This is a genomic window from Streptomyces canus (assembly GCF_041435015.1).
Classification (GTDB): domain Bacteria; phylum Actinomycetota; class Actinomycetes; order Streptomycetales; family Streptomycetaceae; genus Streptomyces; species Streptomyces canus_G.
Genome location: NZ_CP107989.1, coordinates 2,854,330 through 2,872,982 on the forward strand (window position 1 = coordinate 2,854,330; position 18,653 = coordinate 2,872,982).

Genomic DNA, 18,653 nt, shown 5'->3' on the forward strand with positions numbered 1-18,653 from the left:
CGGCCCCGACCGCGCCTCCCCGCTGGCCGGCGCTCGCCCGGAGGCCGTCCTCGCCGAGACGCAGCGCGTCGGGCAGCGCCACCACCACTGACCGTCCACCGACCCGGAGGAGCATGTCCCACCCCACCCCCTACCCCGTGAGACTGGCCGACGAGATCACCCGCCAGCTCGGCCAGCTCGCCGACCACCTCTCTCACCTGCCCCCGCCCGAGGCCGCTCAGGTCATCGCCCGCGTGCTCGACCCGGATACCGGAGTCCTCGGCGGCGTCACCCACCTCGTCGCCACCGGCAGCGTGTTCGCCAAGGACCAGGCAGAGCGAGGCGCGCTCCCCGCAGAGGTGTGGCTCGCCCTGGGCCGTGCCTCGAACGAACTCGGCGACATCACCCTCGACCTGGACGAACACAAAGACACCCTCCAGCGCGTCGGCGCCCAGCCCGCCACTACGGCGGCGAAGCCCCCGGCACCCGCACCGCTCGTCGTCCGGCGCCGCCGGTGAAGAAGAAGCAGTGGCAGGGCTGGGGACCCGACGAGCAGGCCGAACAGCACTACCTCATCCAGCCCCGCGCCCTGGCCGGCGGCGGCGACGTCCGGCACGTCTCTGAGTTCCTGCGCGCCTCCGGCTGGCGGGACAGGTCCAAGACGGGCGGCCCCCTGCACATGGAGAGCCCGGATCGCACCGTCCGCATCGCCTACGACCCCTACGTCCTCCCCGGCGGGTGGACCATCCACGGCAGAGCCGACGGAGCGAACGGCGAGTGGTCCGCCCACCTGGGCCAGCAAACGCCGGTGGAGATCGTCGCCGGCCTGACCGATGCCCTCACCCGCCCCCTCTCCGCCCATGCCCCTAACGTCTGGACCCCTCTGCAGGAGCAGAGATGGCACACGCGCTTCGAGGGCCAGGACTACATGGCGACGAGCCGGTACTGCACCGCGTGGGTGCAGTACCGGCAAAGCCCCGACGGGGCGGCGATGTGGTGGACCGGAGCGCAGGACAAGCAGGGCAACGGCTGGACGGCCAACTTCACGCCGAACACCCCGATGCACCTGGTGCAAGCCTTCTCCACCGAACTCGCCAGCCCAGACCCCGTGATGCGCCCACGCGGACGCGTGCCGATGAGCACGCAGATCCGTACCTGGTCGGTGTCCGTGAAGCCCTCCCAGCTCAGTGCGTGGCAGCAGGCCCGCGTCACGGCCGCCCGCGCCGCCACCTGGGCCCGCAACAGCGCCCGCAGCACCAGGCCGTGCACCAGCGCCCGCCCCTACACCCCGGCCGGCGGCACACGCACCCGCCGCTGACCGCAATAGCCCGCCCCGAGGAGCCCGATGCCCGCACTCACCCCGGACACCATCCGCACCCTGACCGAAACGCTCGCGGACCTCGCCGACTACCTGCGCGAGAACCCCGACCCCGCAGAAGCCCTCGCCCTCGTCGAGCCCCTCCTCGACGAGTACACGGGCCTACCCGTCCAGTTCGCCGACACGCTGCGCGCCCTCGCCCGCGCCGTTCAGGAGAGCCCTGACGCGCCGCGCACGGCGCAGGGCGACCTGCTGATCACCGAGCTGCGCACGGCCGCGTGGGAACTGGCCGACCAGCACACCCTCCACTACGTGCTGGACGATCTCCGTGACCTGTACGGCAGTTCGCTGACGAGCGAGCAGGGGTGCTGCTGGTGCCGCTGAGCGAACGGCAGCTCGCCGCCTTCGCCGACAAGCACGCCGTGCAGATCCCGTACGACACCAGCCCCCGCCACCTCGTCGGCCCCGGAGACGCCCGCCACGTCACCCACGGCCTGGCCGCCGCCGGATGGAACGCCGTCTCCGACCCCCTGAGCGCCGAAATCATCCTGGCAAGCCCTGACCTTCGCCACCGGCTCCAGTTCGACCCGCAGTCCCGCACCTCGGCGTGGTGGCGGCTACGGGCGGAGCCCGTCGGCACCGAGCCCGGCTGGTACGCCGAGTTCGGCGAACTCGTGCCCGCCGAGGTCCTAGCTGCCTTCACCGACGCCCTCACCGCCCCGCCGCCACAGCAGCCGGACCCGTGGCAGCAGGTGACCTCGGCAAGATGGCACCACGAGCCAGACGGCGCGCGCTCGCCGGACTCCATGTGCCACATCGAACTGTGGCCGTTGAGCGAATTCCACGACCGGTCGTCCTGGCACATCGAGACCCGCGAGCCCGGCCACGGGGAGTTTTCCGGCCCGCGCATCTGGCACGCCTACCTCGACGAGCACACCCCCGCTCACCTGGTCAGCGCGTTCCTCACCGCGCTGACCGACCACAGCCCGCTCCAGCGCGGCATGTTCGAACGCACCGGCCACCACAGCGCCGTACAGGAGCCCAGCCCGCTGCACCCGCAGCAGGTGGTCGACGCCCACGCCACGCGCATCAAGCATCTGCGCGCCCAGGCACGCTCAGCCCGCCGCCAGCAGACGAAACCCGCGACGATCCCGGCGCACGCCAGTACCGCGCAGCCGGCCGCTCGCCGCTGACCTGACAGGACCCCTCCCCATCTCCCGAGACCACCACGCACACCGCGACTTCCTGCGCCACCTCGACCACTACGTGCGGGACAGCCAGAAGATCCTCGACGCCTGGGACGCCTACTCCGACGAGCACACCGGCCTCGACGGCTGGCCCTACGACGACCACGCCTACGGCATGCGCAAGAGCCAGCGCGATGCCGACACCGCCGAGGCGTTCGAGCCGCTCCGCTACGGCGCCCGGCACCTGCTGGCGACCGCTGAGACACAGCTGACCCAGCTGCCGGAGAACACGGTGCAGAGCCGCTGGGTATACCAGCTGAGCGTCCTGCACACGGCCCTCGACCGTCTCGACGAACTGCACGAGCAATGGCTGCTCACCCGCGACGCCCTGCCCGCCACCGCCAAGCCCGGCACCACCGAATTTGACGACGCCCTCGCCGAACATCACGCCGAATCTTGGAGCTACCTCGACGACTGGGCCACCCACGGCAAAGCGCTCCGGGAGATCAACACCGCAGCCCGCAAGGCCCCCTCATCCCTGCTTCCCATGCCTGCCCTCGCACCTGTGCGACGAACCGCGGCACGGAAGTGACTAGGGCGCCGACTCCCGAGACCGTCGAGGTCGACTTCATCACCCCGCGCCACCTCGCCGGCGGCGGTGACCCCGCCTGGATCACCGTTCCCCTCCACCGTGCCTGCGGATAGAGCCACCGCCTGGAGCCCGACCCCGACGACCAGTGGTGGACCCTGCACCACGTCGCCGAGCCGGACCGGCCCGCCTGGTACGCCAGCTTCGGCGCCCGCACGCCCGTCGAACTGATCGCCGCCTTCACCGACGCCCTCACCGACCCGGCCCCAGCCGCTGACGCGCCTTGCGACCCGTACGGAGCGCTCCGGCAGGCCGGCTGGTCACCGTACGGCGACAACGGCCTTGCTTCCCCCGACAAGACGGCGTACGTCGAGCGGCTGGGAACACCAGCTGATCCGGAAGCCTGGTTCATCACGGTCACCCTCGGCATGCGCCAGAAGGTCTGGCAGGCCCGCTTCGGTGCGCACACTCCGCCACACCTTGTCACCGCGTTCACCGCCGCGCTCGGCGATCCGAAGCCCGTGCACCGCACCGACAGCGGGCACAGTCTGCCGACCCTCGACCCGAACGTCGGTATCCGCCGGACGACCGACGTGCTCGCCGTGTACGTCGCCGGCGCGCTGACCGCGTTCACTCCCTCGCTGCCCGGCGCACCACCACGCCGCCGGCCTCGATCCCCTCACGGCCAGCGCCGCCCAGGCACGGCCGCAGCCGCTAATCCTCCCTCCCCGCCCGGAAGCACATAGCTCTTGCCCCCTTCCACCTCCAGCAGCAACACCGACGGATACGACCTCGTCCTGCGCCTCCTCCTCGGCGTGCTCGCCGTCGTCGTCCCCCTGTCCCACCTGGCCTGGCTGTCCGGCAACATCACCGCCTACCTCACCGGCACCAGCTGGGCCCCCTACCAGCCGACCAACGCCCTGCTCCACCCCGAGCAAGTCTGGCCCGACACAGGAGAAACGTCCCTGCTGATCGGTGCCCGCATCGTCCCCGTTCTCCTGCTCCTCTCTCTCGGGGCGGGGGCTGGCGTCCTCTGGGCCCGGCACAAGAACCGAGGCGGCGACCGGAAGAAGATCACCGACATGGCCAAGGCCCGGGACATCGAGCCGCTGATGGCCAAGGCGATCACCGACAAAGCCCGCTCCCTGCGCCCCAGCCTGAAGGACAGCAAGCACATCGACGCGAAGGACACCGGCATCCTTCTCGGCAACCTGCAGGGCAGCCGCCACGAGGTACGGATGGGGTTCGAGGACGTCGCCGTCGCGATCATGGCGCCCCGGTCCGGCAAGACCACCTCGCTCGCCATCCCGTCCATGCTCGGCGCACCCGGCCCGGTCCTGCTGACGTCGAACAAGGCCGCCGGCGACGCCTTCACCACCGCCTACGAGGCAAGGGCCCGGGCGGGGGCGGTGTGGACCATGGACCCGCAGCAGATCGCGCACGCCGCCCGCGAGATGTGGTGGAACCCCCTCGCCAGCGCGAAAACCCTGGACGGGGCGAACCGGCTCGCCGGACACTTCCTCGCCGCGAGCGTCGATGCGTCCCAGCAGGGCGACTTCTGGTCGAAGGCCGGCAGCAACGTCCTTTCCCAACTGCTGCTGGCAGCAGCACTCGACGAGCGCCCGATCACCGACATCATGCAGTGGCTCGCCTTCCCCGCCGACCGCACTCCGCTGGACATCCTGCGCGACCACGACTTCGCCGCCGTGGCCGCTCAGCTCAAGGGCACCGTCGAAGGCCCCCCGGAAACGAGGGACGGTATCTACGAGACAGCCCGGCAGTACGCCTCCGCGCTCCTGAACGCGGAAATCGCCGCGTGGGTGACGCCGCAGAAGGACGTCCCGGAATTCCGGCCGGAGCAGTTCGTCACGTCTACCGACACGCTGTTCCTACTCAGCAAGGACGGTGGCGGCGGAGCCTCGGCGCTGATCGCCGCGTGCGCGGACTCCGTGATGCGGGCCGCGACCGCGCAGGCCGAACGTGCCGGCGGGCGCCTGGATCCGCCCATGCTGGCGATCCTCGACGAGGCCGCCAACGTGTGCAAGATCAGCGACTTGCCGGACCTGTACTCCCACCTCGGCAGCCGCGGGATCATCCCGATCACGATCCTCCAGTCCTACCGCCAAGGCCAGAAGGTCTGGGGAGACGCGGGCATGGACGCCATGTGGTCCGCCTCGACTGTCAAGGTGATCGGCAGCGGTATTGACGACCCGGACTTCGCGGACAAGCTCAGCCGCCTGATCGGCGACCACGACGTGGAGACCACGTCCACCTCGCACTCAGAGTCCGGCAAGAGCACGTCAGTGTCGATGCGGCAGGAACGGATCCTGCCCGCCGACGCGATCCGCGCCCTGCCCAAGGGCACCGCGCTCTGCTTCGCCACCGGCATGCGCGCCGCCATGCTCGACCTTCGGCCGTGGTACCGGGAGCCCGGCGCGGAGGAGCTGTCCGCGGCGTCCGCCCGCGCGTCGCAGGCAATCACCGCCCGCGCCGTGGCGAAGCACGCGCCGGCACAGGACGGCTTCGGGTTGTCCGCGTGATACTCGACCTCTTCGCGGGGCCGGGCGGCTGGAGCAGGGCGCTGCACGTCCTCGGCGTGCGCGACATCGGGCTGGAATGGGACGAGTGGGCGTGCAAGACCCGGGCTGCGGCTGGGCAGTTGACCATCCGCACCGACGTGGGAAGGTATCCGACCTGGCCCTTCATCGGCCGCACCCGCGGAATGATCGCTTCCCCTCCGTGCCAGGCGTGGAGCATGGCCGGCAAACGCCTCGGCCTGCTCGACCAGCCGCTGGTGCACGCGGCGGTCGAGGACCTGGCCGCCGGACGCGACTCCCGCGAACGCCTCCTCGCCGCATGCCGTGACGAGCGCTCCCTGCTCGCAGCCGAGCCCATGCGCTATCTGTACGCCCTCAACACGGTCGGCGAGCCCGACTGGGTCGCCATGGAGGAAGTGCCGCACATCCTGCCCTTGTGGAAGCAGTACGCGGCCGTCCTGCGCGGGTGGGGGTTCTCCGTCTGGTACGGGATCCTCAACGCGGCCGACTTCGGCGTCCCGCAGACCAGGAAGCGGGCGATACTCCTGGCCTCCCGCGTCCGTACGGCGCAGCCTCCTACCCCCACGCACTCCCAACTGGCCGAACCGGAGTCGCTGTTCGGTCCCGGCCGCGCCCGCTGGGTCAGCATGGCCGAGGCTCTGGGATGGGGCGCGACCGACCGGCCCGTCCCCACCGTCTGCGCGGGCGGTGGACCCGGCGGCGGACCCGAACCGTTCCCGTCGGGCTCCCGCAAGACGCTGTCCAACGCCCGTGAGCGCGGCACCTGGATGCCCCGGCCGGACGGAGTGGTCCTGCAGTCCCGCCCCGAAGGCGCCGGATGGGCGGCCCCGCACGGCACACACGAGAACCGAGCCGCCGACGCTCCGACGCCGACGTTCACCGCTGAGGCCCACCGCTGGTCCTGGTCCCTGCGCAGCAACAACCAGGCAAACGCCACTGTCCGTCCACTGTCCGAGCCGGCTGGCACGCTGTTCTTCGGGCACCGCGCGAACGAGTGCACTTGGATCGCCGAGCCTGCCTCACCGTCGGCCATGGATGTCGACGTGCCAGCGGATCCCGAGCCGATCCGAATCACCGCCCACGAGGCGGGCATCCTGCAGACCTTCCCCGCCGACTACCCCTGGGCCGGCAACAAGGGCCAGCAGTTCTCCCAGATCGGCAACGCCGTGCCCCCGCTGCTCGCCGGCCACCTCCTCGCCCCACACCTCGGCGTCACCCTCGACCCCGACGACTTCACCCTCGCCGCCTAATGCCCCACGCCCCCGAACCCGACGAAGACGACCTCGACGCCATCCCACCGCCCCAGCCGGTGTTCCACGTCGAGCAGGCCCTCCTCGGCGCCCTCCTCCTCGAACCGCACCGCCTCAGCAACATGACCGGCATCGCCGCCGACTCGTTCTCCACCGCCGCGCACTCCGCCTTGTACGCCGCGATCACCACCTTGCCGCCGCCCGACCCCGCCGAGCACGCAAAGAACACCAAGTGGCTCGACCGCGTGCTCGCCACAGGCCGGGAGCAGGCGCGCGGACTCACCGCCTCCTACCTGCACACCCTCATCCAAGTCTGCCCCTGGGCCAGCCACGCCCCCGCCTACGCCCGGATGGTCGAAGCCGAACACGCCCGCCGCCGCCTACGGACGGCTGCAGAACGCCTCGTCCACACCGTCCACGACGCCAGCCTCCCGCACCCCGTACAGACGGTGCTCGCCGAGGCGGACGCACTCGCTGCGGTCGTGGATGACATCGCTAACCGCTTCCCGCCACGCGCAGGTGTGCTGCCGCGCACCACCGCCCCGCCGCCGCCCGCCGCACCCGACCCCGCAGAGGCAGTCGAGGAGGAACAGATTCTGCTCGCCACCGCCACGGCCTACCCCGCCGACATCGAGGCCGTCCGGTGGCTGCTCCCCGAGGACCTCACCCTGCCGCTGCACGCCGGCCTGTGGCAGTGCCTGACCACCCTGGCCCGCCGCCGCGAGCCCGTTGACCCTGTCACGGTTCTGTGGGAAGCCCAGCAGCGCGGCCTGCTGGACGACGGCAGTGGACCGGGCGAGGTGCTTCGCCTGCTGACCGAACCGGCCGGTTCCGTCGAGCACTGGGGGGAGAGAGCCCTGCAGCGCTCCCTTCTGGCCACGGCCGAACAAACCGGCCGACGCATCGAGGCGTATGCCAGCGACCCGGCGAACACTCCGTTCCAGCTCGTCGTCGGCGCCCGCCGCGGCCTCGCCGACATCAGCGCCATCCGCACCCGCTGGCAGCACGCCACCGGAGCCGCCCCGACACAGCGGCAGCGACCAGCGCCCACCACCCGCGCCGGCCCGCCGACCACCACGGCCGCGCACGCCGCCCGGTCCACACGAGCAACCCGGTAGCCCCCGCGTACCTCGGTGGCCGGGCCCGAAGGCCCGGCCACCGGCAGAAGAGACGAGACCCCAACGTGACTCCCGCCATCGACGCCCACGTCCGCCTCGACACCCACCCCACTCACCCGAGCGCCGTGACCGCCGTCCTGACCGGCAGTCAGGCCCGCGTCGCTCTTATAGCTCTGGAGGCTGCCGACTGGAGCGTCGCCGCCGACAACATCCTGGTCCTGGCCCGCATCGATCATGAGGAGCCCTACTGGGCCGAGGACGCAGCCAAGCACCTTATCGCCGAAGGCATCACCGTCGAGATCACCCCTCGGCTCCAGGAGGCCATCAACGAGGAATGGACCTGGGCGAACTACCCGATGCCCTGGTGCACCCGCAGCGAAATCCGCGAGGTCTCCAACCAGGCGCAGAAAATCCACGACGACATCCGCCACGGCCAGCTCCTCATCCACGCCCACGCCCACGACGGCCACACCACCGTCGCGGTCGGCACCTACCTCCACCCAGGCGGCAAGTCCGTCTACCTGCACGGCGAGGACCACCTGCGGCAAATCGCCGACACCTTCGACTCACCCGCCAAGGCCCTGCTCGCCTTCGAGAAGGCCCACTCGGCCGAGATGCACCCCGGCCCAGCTCCCCTGACCGACACCGAACGCGCCGCCATCGAAGCGCGCTCCGTCTTCGACGTCACCACGGCCAAGTCCGACCCCTTCAGCAATGAGCCGGAGACCGTCCCCGTCTACCTGGCCGATACCGGCGACCACGACGCGCTCCTCGACACCTTCCTCGAAGCGCACAGCGAGTTCGAAAAGTGGCGGACCTGGTCAGACGACACCACCCACGCGATTCACGAGTCCCAGACCCTGCGCATCGAGCGCGTCCACGAAGCCCACCCCCGCGAGACCGCATGGACCATCACCGCGTACGAGACGCCCGTCTCCGACCGCATGTGGCACCTCACCGCGACCGGCGCCACCCCGGCGCCCGTGCTCCAGACCCTGCTGCATCACCTCGCCGAGGGTGACGGCTGCGACACAGCCGTCGGCGGTCCGGTCGACGAGCAAACCGTCACTGCGGCCACCAGGCCCCTTACGGACGCCGGTTGGGAACACGCGGTCGACGGACGCTGGATCCGCTGGACGAACCTGGCCGGAGATGCCGGCGTCCAATTCGACGCTTTCGCCGCCCAGAATGCGAACAGTGCCCTGGCGACCTGGACCGTGTGGGCAGGCCCCAACATCGACCGCGCCGCCTGGGCTATCCACGCATCCCCCTACACACCCGCGGCACTCCTGGCCAGCCTCGCTGACGGCCTCGCCCACGCAACCGGCACCAGCACCACCACGGCGCCAACAGCATCCCGGCACGCTAGACAGTTCGTTACCACGTCACCCAGTCTTCCGCAGATCCCTAACCGACAATCAGGTAGCCGGAGCCGGTAACGGCCCGCCCCGTCCACCGCGAGGCGAGCGTCGGTCTGCCCACGAGAACACCGTGTCGAGATTGGTCGGTCATCCTCTCTGGACGGCCGAGCCGTCCGCCTCCGCGAGAGCTTGGACGAGACGACGGCGCACCGGCTTCCCGTACTGAAGGTGCAATCCGAGGATCAGCGCCGGCGGCATCGTCCGGTACCTGAACCACCGGGGATGACGCGGCGGTGCGACTCCCTCGGCGTTATTGCACTGGGTGCATAGGAGGCCGCGCACGAGGCCGGTCTCATGGCAGTGGTCGATCACTGCGTCGGCTTGAAAGGAGTGCCCGCACCCCGCGCAGCGGCCCGCTTGCCAGGCCACAAGCAGTTCGACGGGGTCCTCGTCGGGCAACGGCACCGCTCTTAGGTACGGCCAGGAGTGGCAGGCGGGTGGCTGGGCGGCCCAAAGCCTGCGTTCGGTCTGCTGCTCTACCGTCATATGGACGCATCCGCCAGAGACGTCGCGGAGATACGCGTGCGGGTAGTCGATGGTGTCTTGCCATTCCTCGTCGTTGAGGTGGCGGGCACATCCGGCAAGGCCGGGCAGCGGCCATGACTGGCATTGCCGGATGCCGTCGCTCAAGGGCCTGCCGCACCGGGCCTCGTCAGGGTGCAGCCCAGCTGCTCGCCGCTCTTGTCTGATCCGTGCGACCAGAGCGAGATGGCGGGCTCGCTCCGGTGTCATCTTCGGCTCGCGAGGGGGCGGGACCGTAATACGTGTACTCATGCGGGCCACTCCGGGGTCGGCGGCAACTGACGCAAACCTCATCCCACCACTCACCACTGACATTGGGTCTATGGTTACTCGCAAGCGGGAAACAGAGGCCGCAGCCGCAACCGCCTCCTCCCGCTGCAGCCCTCGACTCGCTCCACTGGCTGTCTACGGCCAACCCCCTTGTCACAGGCTCCTGTTAGCTTGCGAGCGTGTTTGACGACATTGCCCCTGACCAGTGGTGTCCGCTGTGCGAAGACTGGGTCTGCTCCTTGGTACGCGGGCGGGTATGCCGCAAGTGCCGACAACTGCAACGCCGGATGTGGCGGTACGGCCTGACGATTGCCCGATACAACGCCATCCTGCGGTCACAGGACTTCGCGTGTGCACTGTGCGGCGATAACGAAGAAGAAGATGACTTCGGAATTCCGCACGCGAAGACGTCCCACTGGCACGTCGATCACGACCACGCATGCTGCGGGCCCGGCTCTTCTTGCGGCAAATGCGTCCGAGGGCTGCTATGCCGTAAGTGCAACATGGAGTATCTGCCGGCCTACGAGCGTCTCCCGATGCACATGCGCGACAGCCCGCTGTTCAACACCTACCTCGCCGCTCCGCCAGCCCAGCAGTCAGCGGCTCAGGTGATCAAGGGCCGGGACAACATGTACCTGCCGACCTCGCACGCCTTCCTCATGAACAGGAAGTTCGCCGACGGTCTCGAGAGTGCGGCCGGGTAGAAGATCAGGTGTTGGCGGCGCGATGGCGGGTGCGAAGGCGAGAGCTCGTCCCCCTTCCAGGTGATAGGAGCCCGAAATCTGGCCGGCTCACCGCCAAGGGGCTTCTGCGTGATCTACGATGCAAATGCGGCTTGACCACCGCTCCCCGGAGGCGATTCGGCCCTGATCCTCCACGCTCGGGTGAACCGGTCAACACACGAATCTCCGCGCACCCCACCGGATCTCGCTTCCGTACGTCCTGGGCCGAGACGTGCAGGAGACCCATGAGCGCACTGCACCAAGACCTGTCCCTGCTCCGGCGCCTCTACACGGGCGAGAGCGTCCAACAGGGCCGCCGGGCGATCGATGGACTGCAGGGGGGCGAACCACCGATTCCAGAAGCCGCCTCGCCAGCTCAACAGCACCTTGAGGCCCGCGTACTCCTCGCGCTCCTGGAGTTCCGAGACATCTACACCCGCTTTCCCCTGGGGATCACCGTGGTTCGCCCCGAACCGAACGGCATCGCCCTCGCTGTTGAGAGCAGGGAGCGGGCATCGGAGATTCTTTTCCACCTGCTGCCGTCATGCGCCTCAGACGAAGAGGTGCAGGGTGTGCCTGGCCTACGCATCACTCGCCGAGATCGGACTGCGATCGAATTGCAGGTACTGGGAGAGCCCGCCCGGCTGCGGCTGTTCGGGCTACCAGCCAGACTCTGGCGCAGTGCCGAGGCGAGCACCCTGGACAAATGGATCGACCCAGACAGCATGCAGTTGTGTTGGCGTTCCTCGCCACGGTCCTGGACTCAGGTGGAGCGGGAGCACCACGCTCAATGGGAAGACGACAACGACCGCTACACCCAGGTCACGCAGCGTGGGGCCTGGCTGAGTAGCGGACTGCTCCGACGCGCTGCCCTCCTGCACACCGTCGCCAACACCTTCCTGATCGACGGCTACCGAGGCGCCGCCTTCGACGTGGCGCGGCTGGTGCTGCGCTCGTCGCACGTGCAGGAACAGGGACCAGGGCCGCACAACTTCATCGCCGCCCTGGTGGACCCGGTGTGCGGTCTGCCTCTCCTCCTCAAGAGGTTCCGCGGTGACACGGACGAAAGCTACGGCCGCGACCAGCAGTTCGTCCTCGGCGACGTCGGCAACACGGCCGTGTTTGACTTCAGGGCCACGATCGAGCCTCCGCCCTCCCGCCTTGCACCCGAAGTCTGGCAGGCCATTCTCCGCCGCGTCCCCCAGACGGGATTCACGAGCAGCCTGTCCCCGGGCGTACTCGCGGGGCTGTGCGGCTTGGGCGCGCCATAGAGAATGCGCAGCCGCCAGTTGCCCCGCACAGGCTTCGTGGAATCCAGGCCGTGATCAGCAGTAGCCCGACCGCGTGAATCTTCCAGCGTGTCCGTTCCCCAGACGCGGCCCGATGCATGCCATGTCCGTAGGGTGCGTCGTACGGGTGGATCAACGTGGGGTACAGCAGGCGCCTTCTGAAGCGCCCGCTTCATTCTGAGAAACAGCGCCTCTCCGAGTCTGCATCGCCCTGCACTATGAGCCCGGCAACCGACACGGGTTGCCGGGCCTCATCGCATTGTCAGTCAACGAGGTAGTGGGCTTCGACGTAGGCGACGGTGGAGCCGTACGGTTCGCCCACCGGCTTCAACATGTACCGGCGGAAGACTGCGGCGGTTGCACGGCGGACGCCGCGGTTGCGGGCCTCGGCGTTGTCCCATGACTGGGCGAGGGTGCGCTTGACCACCTGGTCGATCTCCTCGGCCAGGTTTTGCTCCGTGACGGTGAGGCCGGGCGGCGCGTGGTCGTGGATGATCCGTGACAGGACACCTACGTGGTCGTCGTCCAGTACGACGGCTTCGTCGGGGTGCTTCTCGGCGTTCACGATGGCACGGGCGACCCGAAGTGCTTCGGCCAGGAACTCCAAGGCGTCCTGGGCGTTCTGGATGATCCGGTCCCGCAGTTGCCTGATCCGCTCTGCCAGGGCGGTGTACTTCGCGGAACCCGGTTCGACGCCTTTCTCAAGGGCGGCCTTGATGTGGTCCAGGATCTCCGCCGCAGACGGCGGCCTCTTGTCCTCGCTGTCGTCCTTTTCGGGCTTGGGACGGACGAGGGCCAGCAGCTCCTTGAGGATCGTGATGCCCTGGGCATCCAGGACGAGGGCTTCTTCCTGGGAGGCGGCCACCGAGAAGGAGTGGACGTGGGCGTTGATTATCTCTAGGACCATCGGCCCCAGCTCGCCCAGTCGCTCCTTCCTTTCCTCGTCGGAAGACTTCTGGAACAGGGTCGTGTACGCAGACCCGAAGAGCCCGAACCCGTCCTGGTACTTGGCGACCCGCTTGTCCGTGTTGATGAGTGGGTACAGGCGGGCCAGAAGCCGGTAGTTCTTGCTGAAGACCTCGGCGGCGTCAGGGTTGGCGTCCAGGAAGCCGTTGATGGCACGTACGGACTCGTATCCGTGTGCCGTGAGGTCGAGGCCGTCCACATCTGCGAGGAGGTCTTCGATGCGGGCGAAGGTGGTGCGGAACTCGGCGACCAGGTCGGTCAGGTCGGTGACGAACCCGCCGCCCTTGCCGGCGGACCCCTCCGAGGTGGGGTCGACGACGGCACGCTGGACTTCTTCGGCCAGGCTGATGTAGTCCACGACCACGCCGGTGGTCTTCACGAATCCGGCCGGGGAGATCCAGGTGCGGTTCGGGCGGGTGATCGTCTGGAACAGGTTGTGAGCCTTCATTGGCTTGTCCAGGTAGAGGACGCCCTCGTTGGGGGCGTCGAACCCAGTCATCAGCTTGGCCGTCACGACCAGGAAGCACAGTGGGTCATCGGGAGTGAGGAATCGCCGCTTCTGGTCCTCCTCGTCGACCTCGGAGAGCCGGTAGGGCCGCATGGCCGCTTCCTCGGTCTTGGCGTCCGAGACGTGGATATTCACCTCTGCGGTGATCCGATCGTGCTTGCCGACCTCGGCGAGTACCTGCGACGCCTCGTAGCCGGCCAGCAGCTCGTTGATCTTGTCCGTGTATGCCACGGCCAGCTCACGGTTGTAGGCGACGACCTGCGCCTTGAGGCCGTTGCGATAGGTGCCGGCCAGGTAGTGGTCCACGATGTCCTGGCAGACCGTGTGGATGCGTTCGGGGTTGGCGAACACTGAGGTGAGGCGCCCGAACTTGCGGGACAAGGTTTCCCGGTCGGGGTCGTCGAGATCGAATTCGTCAGCGAACTGGTCGAACTCGGCCTGTAGGGCCCGGTCGTTCATCTCGAAGGTGACCGGGTGTGGGTCCAGCATGACCGGGACGGTTGCCTCGTCCTGAAGGGACCGGGACACCGAATACCGGTGCAGCACCCTGTTCGGGTCGGTCTCCTCACCGAAGAGGGCGAAGGTGTTGGTGGCGAGGTTCCTGACGGGTGTGCCGGTCATGCCGAAGAACTTCGCGTGCGGCAACGCTGCGCGCATCTGCCCCGCCAGGGACTCTTCCTCGGATGACTGCGTGCGGTGCGCCTCATCGACCAGCACGATGATGTTGCGGCGGGTCGACAGGTTCTTGCCGGCGTCGGCGAACTTGTGGACGGTCGTGGAGATGACGCCGCGCACATCGTCTGCCAGCAGCGAGCGCAACTCCTTGCTGGTGGAAGGTTGGTGGAAGTAGGCGTCTCCCATCGCGGAGGTGAATACCCCGGAGGTTTGCCGCACGAGCTGGGTTCGGTCCGAGAGCAAGATGATCGTGGGCGACTCGGTGCGGGTGTCAGCCAGCAGCAGCGAAGCAGCGAACACCATCAGCAGTGTCTTCCCGCTGCCTTGGTGGTGCCAGACCAGACCCTTCTTGCCGTCGGCCAGGACCCGCCTGTGGATCAGATGGGCGGCCTCCATCTGTGGGTAGCGGGGCAGGTACTTCTTGTCCGCCCCGCCTCCAGAGGTGTCGAAGAGGGTGAAGTTGGCGAGCATGTCCAGGACCGTGGCCGGGTTGAGAAGGAGCTCGACGGAGCGCTGCACGTCGGCCTGCCCGGACAGGTTCTCGTCGTCGTCAGTGGATCGGAACGGCTGCCACAGGTTCAGGGGCGCACCAGCGGCACCGAACCGCAGCTTCAGCCCGTCGGAGGCGACAGCGAAGACATTGGGGGTGAAGAACCATGGATATTCGGTGGCGTACACGTCGTTGATCTCGCGTGCGGCGTCGGCCCACCCGGACTTAACGGTCGGTGACTTCACCTCTACGACAACGAGGGGCAGGCCATTGGCCCAGTACACGAGATCGAACCGGCGGGGGGTCTTGCCGGGGATGGTTATGGTCACCTCGTCCGACACGACCAGGGTGTTGGTGGTCGGGTGCTCGAAATCGATGACCTTCAAGGCGTGCCACACGCCGTCGGCGCCCCGGAACTCCTCGTGCCCGCGCAGCAGTTCCAGTACCTGCTCATTGGCTCGCACCAGCCCGCCATCGACGGCGTTGACCGTAGCGATAATCTCCTCGACCACGGCGTCCACGTCGAACCCGTCGATCACCTCAGGGTTGAGCCGGACGATGGCGTCCCGCAGCTGGCCGGCGAGCACCGTTTGTGTCGTCTCACGCGGCAGCGACCTGCCCGCTTTGAAGCCCCATCCCATCGGGAGGGACCACTGGATCATGGAGTTCTGGAACTCGCGCTCTCGAATGCCCTTAACCATTAGGCGACCTCCAGGTCGGCGGCGCCGATGCTGATGGTCCCGTCCAGCAGGCCCGCCAGCAGAGCGGCGCGGACTTGGCGGAGCCTGTCCGCCTCTGCGTGAGACGCCCTTCCGAGTGAGCGCACCGAAAGGACCGTCGAAGCAACCTTGCGCTGCTCAGCCAGTTCTGGCACTGGCGCTTCGAGCGCAGTAATTTTCGACTGGCTGATGTTCTTCATGGAAGCCGAACCAGAGGCGGCCATAACGATCTGCCTCCGCACCGCTGAAAGAGACATAGCGACAACCAGGAAATCCGGGTCAAGGCCACTAGCGGTGACCATGCGAAGCGTCTTGTCGCTCAGGTACAGACCGCGTCTAACGTCAGAGGGAACACGGCAGACCGCGCCGACGCGGTGGATGGCGCCATTCGCACGTGTGACTAGTACATCTCCTGCCCGCACTTCCGCTGACTTTGGCATCTCTGTTTCCGAGGCGAGCGTCTTGGCCTCGTCCGCAATAAAGTGGAAGGCTGCGACCGCACTGACCTTGAGAACGCCCTTCTCGTCTTCTTTGGGCGGTGCATCAACCGCCTGCGGGCTACGACCGCCCTCGATGCGATCAAGGTAGTTCCCGACCCGGACGGGAGCATGATCGGCCAGCATCGACTCGGCAATTGCGCCAGCGGCTGTGTTGGCAGCACTTGCTTCACGATCGAGTGCTGCGATCTGGTCGTCGACCGCGTCGAGCATTTCGACGATCCGAGCTTGTACCTCACGGGGCGGGATCGGCAGTCGAATCTGCAAGAGTTGTTCTGGGTTGAGACGCTTGCGTCGTTGAACTGTCCCGCTCACTCGGTTCTTCATCTCTGCCCACAGTCGCGGTGAGCCACAGACGTGCCTCATCCAGTCAGGCATCACTTCTGGGCCAAGCGTGAACGTCGGGAATTCGTTGCTGACGACGAATCCGTCGAACTCGGCAGGCACTACGGTGATTGGCCCTTCCCACGCGGTCAGTTTTCGCATCACGACCTGGTCGGCGCGCAGCACGTTCATTGCTGCGTACTCTGTATCTCCGCCGTCGAGTTCGCCTTTAGCGACAACCCCTTTTCCCGAATTCAGAACCCCGGCTAGGCGGTAGGTAGTTGCAGGCTTCATCGGTGTGCGCTGGATGTCGAGGCGCATCACTTCCCCGAGCGGACGGAGCGGATAGCCGTCACGCATTGAATCCCTCGATCCCTGCGGAGGAACGGCTGCCTTGCGGTGCACGGGAGTCTCCAGGTCGCCGAGCCCGATCTGCTGCCAGTCACTCATCGAAGCCCTCGATCCCGGCGGCAGAGAGGACCGCGAGCATGCGTTGCTCGGTCTTTTGGCGCTCGGCGCGGGCGATGTTGTAGGCGTCGATGAGGGTGCCGAGGTCCTCCTGTTCGGCAGCGGCCTGCTTGATGTAGCGGCCGATGTTGAGGTCGTACCCGTTCGCCACGATCTCTACGGAGGGGACAAACCGTGCCGAGAAGCCAGCCGTTCCGTTGCTGTCGGAGCCCGAATGGTAGGCGGTCACGATGTCGGTGATGTTTACGTCCGTGAGGACGTTGCGGTTCTTGGCTTTAATGAACCGTGTAGAGGCGTCGATGAACAGCACGCCGTCCTTCCGCTCCGGGGCCTTGGTGCCAGGGGCACGGAATACGAGGATGCAGGTCGGAATCGTTGTGCTGTAAAAGAGGTTCGCGGGCAGCCCGATCACGGCTTCCAGGAGGTCGGTGTCCAGGACGCGCTGGCGGATGGCTGCCTCCTGGCCGCCTCGGAAGAGGACGCCGTGCGGCAGGACGACGCCGGCGCGGCCCTTCTGCGGGTCCATGCTGGCGATCATGTGCTGCACGAATGCCCAGTCCGCCGACGACTGTGGGGCGACCCCGCCGATGGCTCGGGGGTCGTTGGTCCAGGGCTTCCACTTCAGGCTGTAGGGCGGATTGGCGACGATGATGTCGAATTGCTTGACGGACCCGTCCGGCTTCTTGAAACGCGGGTCCCTCAAGGTGTCGCCGACCTCGACCTTGAACTCGGTCAGGTTGTGCATGAAGAGGTTCATGCGGGCCACGCCAGCAGTGTCCGTTACCGCCTCTTGGCCGTTCAGGCTGAGTGTGTACCCCCGCCCACCGTGGGCCTTCAGAAGGTTCGCGGCGGCAATGAGCATGCCGCCTGACCCGCAGGTCGGGTCGTACACCGACTCGTGGTTCTTGGGGCCCAGCAGTTCGATGATCAGCTCGACGACCTCGCGCGGCGTGAAGAACTGGCCAGCGCGGGTACCGGACCCGTCCGAGAACCGCTTGAGCAGGTATTCGTACGCTCCACCGAGCACGTCGTGGGACATGTTGCCCTCGTGCATCTTGGGGACGCGGTTCATCGTCCGCATGACCGACGCCAGCACCTCCCCTGGAAGCACCGCTTCGGAGGTCCAGGTCATGGACCCGAAAATACGGGAGAACTTGTCAGGGTTGGCCGACTCGATGGCCTGGAGGGAAGCGCGAACCCGCTGGCCGAGGCCGTGCTGGGCGACGGTGGCGAGGATGGATGACCAAGAGGCGCGGCTCTCGGCGACGGTACCAGGGAAGATGAAGGGGATCTTGAACGTCTGGTAGTTGCTGTACTCGACCTCGTCGGCTTCCTCGGCTGAGAGGTCGAGGTCCTCGTTCTCCTTGAGGAAGGTCTGGTGGGTGTGCTCCCAGGTATCCGACAGATACTTCCAGAACATCAGAGGGAAGACGACCGAGGAGTACTGCGCCTCGGGCATCGCCACGCGCAGCTCGTCGGCGGCGTCCCACAACCGGTTCTCGATCTCCTGCTGGGTCACTGCCATCAGTCGGGGGTGTCCTTGCTCGTCAAAAGGTGGCGACCCGAAGGCCGTGAAATCCTGTTCGTCCCTATTTAGGGCGGGCTCTGCATGTACACACCAGGCTTGACCTGCCGGGTGAGCACACGCGAAGCGTCGCGCTCCCTGCGCGGGAGACTCACAGACGATATCCGCCTCCCCAAAGCCACGAAAACGGCAAACGACGCAGCCATCGGGACGCACCTTGCGGTGCCCTCGGGCATATGCGCGCGGGTAGCCGACGGC

At 67.6% G+C, this 18,653-nt stretch carries 16 protein-coding genes and 1 pseudogene; 13 read left to right on the forward strand and 4 right to left on the reverse strand.

Annotation, left to right across the window (positions count from 1 at the left end; translation table 11 throughout):
• Positions 1-113: 113 nt before the first annotated feature.
• The 10 genes from OG841_RS12720 to OG841_RS12765 all read left to right on the forward strand — a co-directional run bounded on the left by OG841_RS12720 (position 114) and on the right by OG841_RS12765 (position 9,438).
• Entirely contained in the window at positions 114-497 is a 384-nt protein-coding gene (locus OG841_RS12720) for a hypothetical protein (RefSeq protein WP_371565245.1), read from the forward strand.
• The gene (locus OG841_RS12725; RefSeq protein ID WP_371565247.1) at positions 494-1,297 is read left to right on the forward strand and encodes a DUF317 domain-containing protein; all 804 of its coding nucleotides are present in this window, start codon (positions 494-496) and stop codon (positions 1,295-1,297) included. The genes OG841_RS12720 and OG841_RS12725 overlap by 4 nt, the downstream gene beginning before the upstream one ends.
• 27 nt (positions 1,298-1,324) lie before the next feature.
• Positions 1,325-1,681: a hypothetical protein gene (locus OG841_RS12730; protein WP_371565250.1), complete on the forward strand. Its 357-nt coding sequence runs from the start codon at positions 1,325-1,327 to the stop codon at positions 1,679-1,681.
• Positions 1,672-2,490: a DUF317 domain-containing protein gene (locus OG841_RS12735; RefSeq protein ID WP_371565252.1), complete on the forward strand. Its 819-nt coding sequence runs from the start codon at positions 1,672-1,674 to the stop codon at positions 2,488-2,490. The genes OG841_RS12730 and OG841_RS12735 overlap by 10 nt, the downstream gene beginning before the upstream one ends.
• A 73-nt stretch (positions 2,491-2,563) precedes the next feature.
• A complete protein-coding gene (locus OG841_RS12740) occupies positions 2,564-3,076 on the forward strand; it encodes a hypothetical protein (protein ID WP_371565255.1) in 513 nt (170 codons plus the stop codon).
• Between the two features lie 155 nt (positions 3,077-3,231).
• Complete coding sequence (locus OG841_RS12745; protein ID WP_371570677.1) at positions 3,232-3,819, forward strand: DUF317 domain-containing protein; 588 nt, start codon at positions 3,232-3,234, stop codon at positions 3,817-3,819.
• Between the two features lie 3 nt (positions 3,820-3,822).
• Positions 3,823-5,613 (forward strand): type IV secretory system conjugative DNA transfer family protein, encoded by a 1,791-nt coding sequence (locus OG841_RS12750; RefSeq protein WP_371565257.1) that lies wholly within the window; start codon positions 3,823-3,825, stop codon positions 5,611-5,613.
• On the forward strand, positions 5,610-6,881 hold the full coding sequence (locus OG841_RS12755; protein WP_371565260.1) for a DNA cytosine methyltransferase: 1,272 nt from the start codon (positions 5,610-5,612) through the stop codon (positions 6,879-6,881). Before OG841_RS12750 ends, OG841_RS12755 begins: the two co-directional genes overlap by 4 nt.
• Positions 6,881-7,999, forward strand: coding sequence for a DnaB-like helicase N-terminal domain-containing protein (locus OG841_RS12760; protein WP_371565262.1), 1,119 nt, complete (start codon positions 6,881-6,883; stop codon positions 7,997-7,999). The genes OG841_RS12755 and OG841_RS12760 overlap by 1 nt, the downstream gene beginning before the upstream one ends.
• A 65-nt stretch (positions 8,000-8,064) precedes the next feature.
• Positions 8,065-9,438: a DUF317 domain-containing protein gene (locus OG841_RS12765; protein WP_371565264.1), complete on the forward strand. Its 1,374-nt coding sequence runs from the start codon at positions 8,065-8,067 to the stop codon at positions 9,436-9,438.
• A gap of 69 nt (positions 9,439-9,507) precedes the next feature.
• Here the strand turns inward: OG841_RS12765 and OG841_RS12770 are convergent, their stop codons facing one another.
• On the reverse strand, positions 9,508-10,257 hold the full coding sequence (locus OG841_RS12770) for an endonuclease domain-containing protein (RefSeq protein WP_371565266.1): 750 nt from the start codon (positions 10,255-10,257) through the stop codon (positions 9,508-9,510).
• Positions 10,258-10,499: 242 nt separating this feature from the next.
• On the opposite strand from OG841_RS12770, the pseudogene OG841_RS12775 reads away from it, so the two are divergent.
• The 3 genes and pseudogenes from OG841_RS12775 to OG841_RS12785 all read left to right on the forward strand — a co-directional run.
• Positions 10,500-10,706 (forward strand): annotated as a pseudogene (locus OG841_RS12775) (endonuclease domain-containing protein); the annotation flags it as partial.
• A gap of 9 nt (positions 10,707-10,715) precedes the next feature.
• Positions 10,716-10,916 carry a hypothetical protein gene (locus tag OG841_RS12780; RefSeq protein WP_371571064.1) on the forward strand — a complete coding sequence of 67 codons (201 nt, stop codon included), beginning with the start codon at positions 10,716-10,718 and terminating at the stop codon, positions 10,914-10,916.
• A 263-nt stretch (positions 10,917-11,179) separates the two neighbouring features.
• Positions 11,180-12,205: a hypothetical protein gene (locus tag OG841_RS12785; RefSeq protein ID WP_371565269.1), complete on the forward strand. Its 1,026-nt coding sequence runs from the start codon at positions 11,180-11,182 to the stop codon at positions 12,203-12,205.
• 280 nt (positions 12,206-12,485) lie between these two features.
• Here the strand turns inward: OG841_RS12785 and OG841_RS12790 are convergent, their stop codons facing one another.
• Genes OG841_RS12790 through OG841_RS12800 form a run of 3 tightly spaced genes read right to left on the reverse strand, consistent with a single transcriptional unit; the run spans position 12,486 to position 18,362 of the window.
• Positions 12,486-15,563, reverse strand: a complete 3,078-nt coding sequence (locus OG841_RS12790) for a type I restriction endonuclease subunit R (RefSeq protein ID WP_371565271.1) — start codon at positions 15,561-15,563, stop codon at positions 12,486-12,488.
• Positions 15,563-16,852, reverse strand: coding sequence for a restriction endonuclease subunit S (locus OG841_RS12795; RefSeq protein ID WP_371565274.1), 1,290 nt, complete (start codon positions 16,850-16,852; stop codon positions 15,563-15,565). The genes OG841_RS12790 and OG841_RS12795 overlap by 1 nt, the downstream gene beginning before the upstream one ends.
• The gene (locus tag OG841_RS12800) at positions 16,845-18,362 is read right to left on the reverse strand and encodes a type I restriction-modification system subunit M (RefSeq protein ID WP_371565276.1); all 1,518 of its coding nucleotides are present in this window, start codon (positions 18,360-18,362) and stop codon (positions 16,845-16,847) included. The genes OG841_RS12795 and OG841_RS12800 overlap by 8 nt, the downstream gene beginning before the upstream one ends.
• Between the last annotated feature and the right edge of the window lie 291 nt (positions 18,363-18,653).

Excerpts from the sequence above, each read along its gene's own strand:
- OG841_RS12720 (WP_371565245.1), top strand. The coding sequence starts at position 114 with ATGTCCCACCCCACCCCCTACCCCGTGAGACTGGCCGACGAGATCACC.
- OG841_RS12730 (WP_371565250.1), top strand. The coding sequence starts at position 1,325 with ATGCCCGCACTCACCCCGGACACCATCCGCACCCTGACCGAAACGCTC.
- OG841_RS12760 (WP_371565262.1), top strand. The coding sequence starts at position 6,881 with ATGCCCCACGCCCCCGAACCCGACGAAGACGACCTCGACGCCATCCCA.
- OG841_RS12770 (WP_371565266.1), bottom strand. The coding sequence starts at position 10,257 with ATGTCAGTGGTGAGTGGTGGGATGAGGTTTGCGTCAGTTGCCGCCGAC.
- OG841_RS12780 (WP_371571064.1), top strand. The coding sequence starts at position 10,716 with ATGGAGTATCTGCCGGCCTACGAGCGTCTCCCGATGCACATGCGCGAC.
- OG841_RS12785 (WP_371565269.1), top strand. The coding sequence starts at position 11,180 with ATGAGCGCACTGCACCAAGACCTGTCCCTGCTCCGGCGCCTCTACACG.
- OG841_RS12790 (WP_371565271.1), bottom strand. The coding sequence starts at position 15,563 with ATGGTTAAGGGCATTCGAGAGCGCGAGTTCCAGAACTCCATGATCCAG.
- OG841_RS12795 (WP_371565274.1), bottom strand. The coding sequence starts at position 16,852 with ATGAGTGACTGGCAGCAGATCGGGCTCGGCGACCTGGAGACTCCCGTG.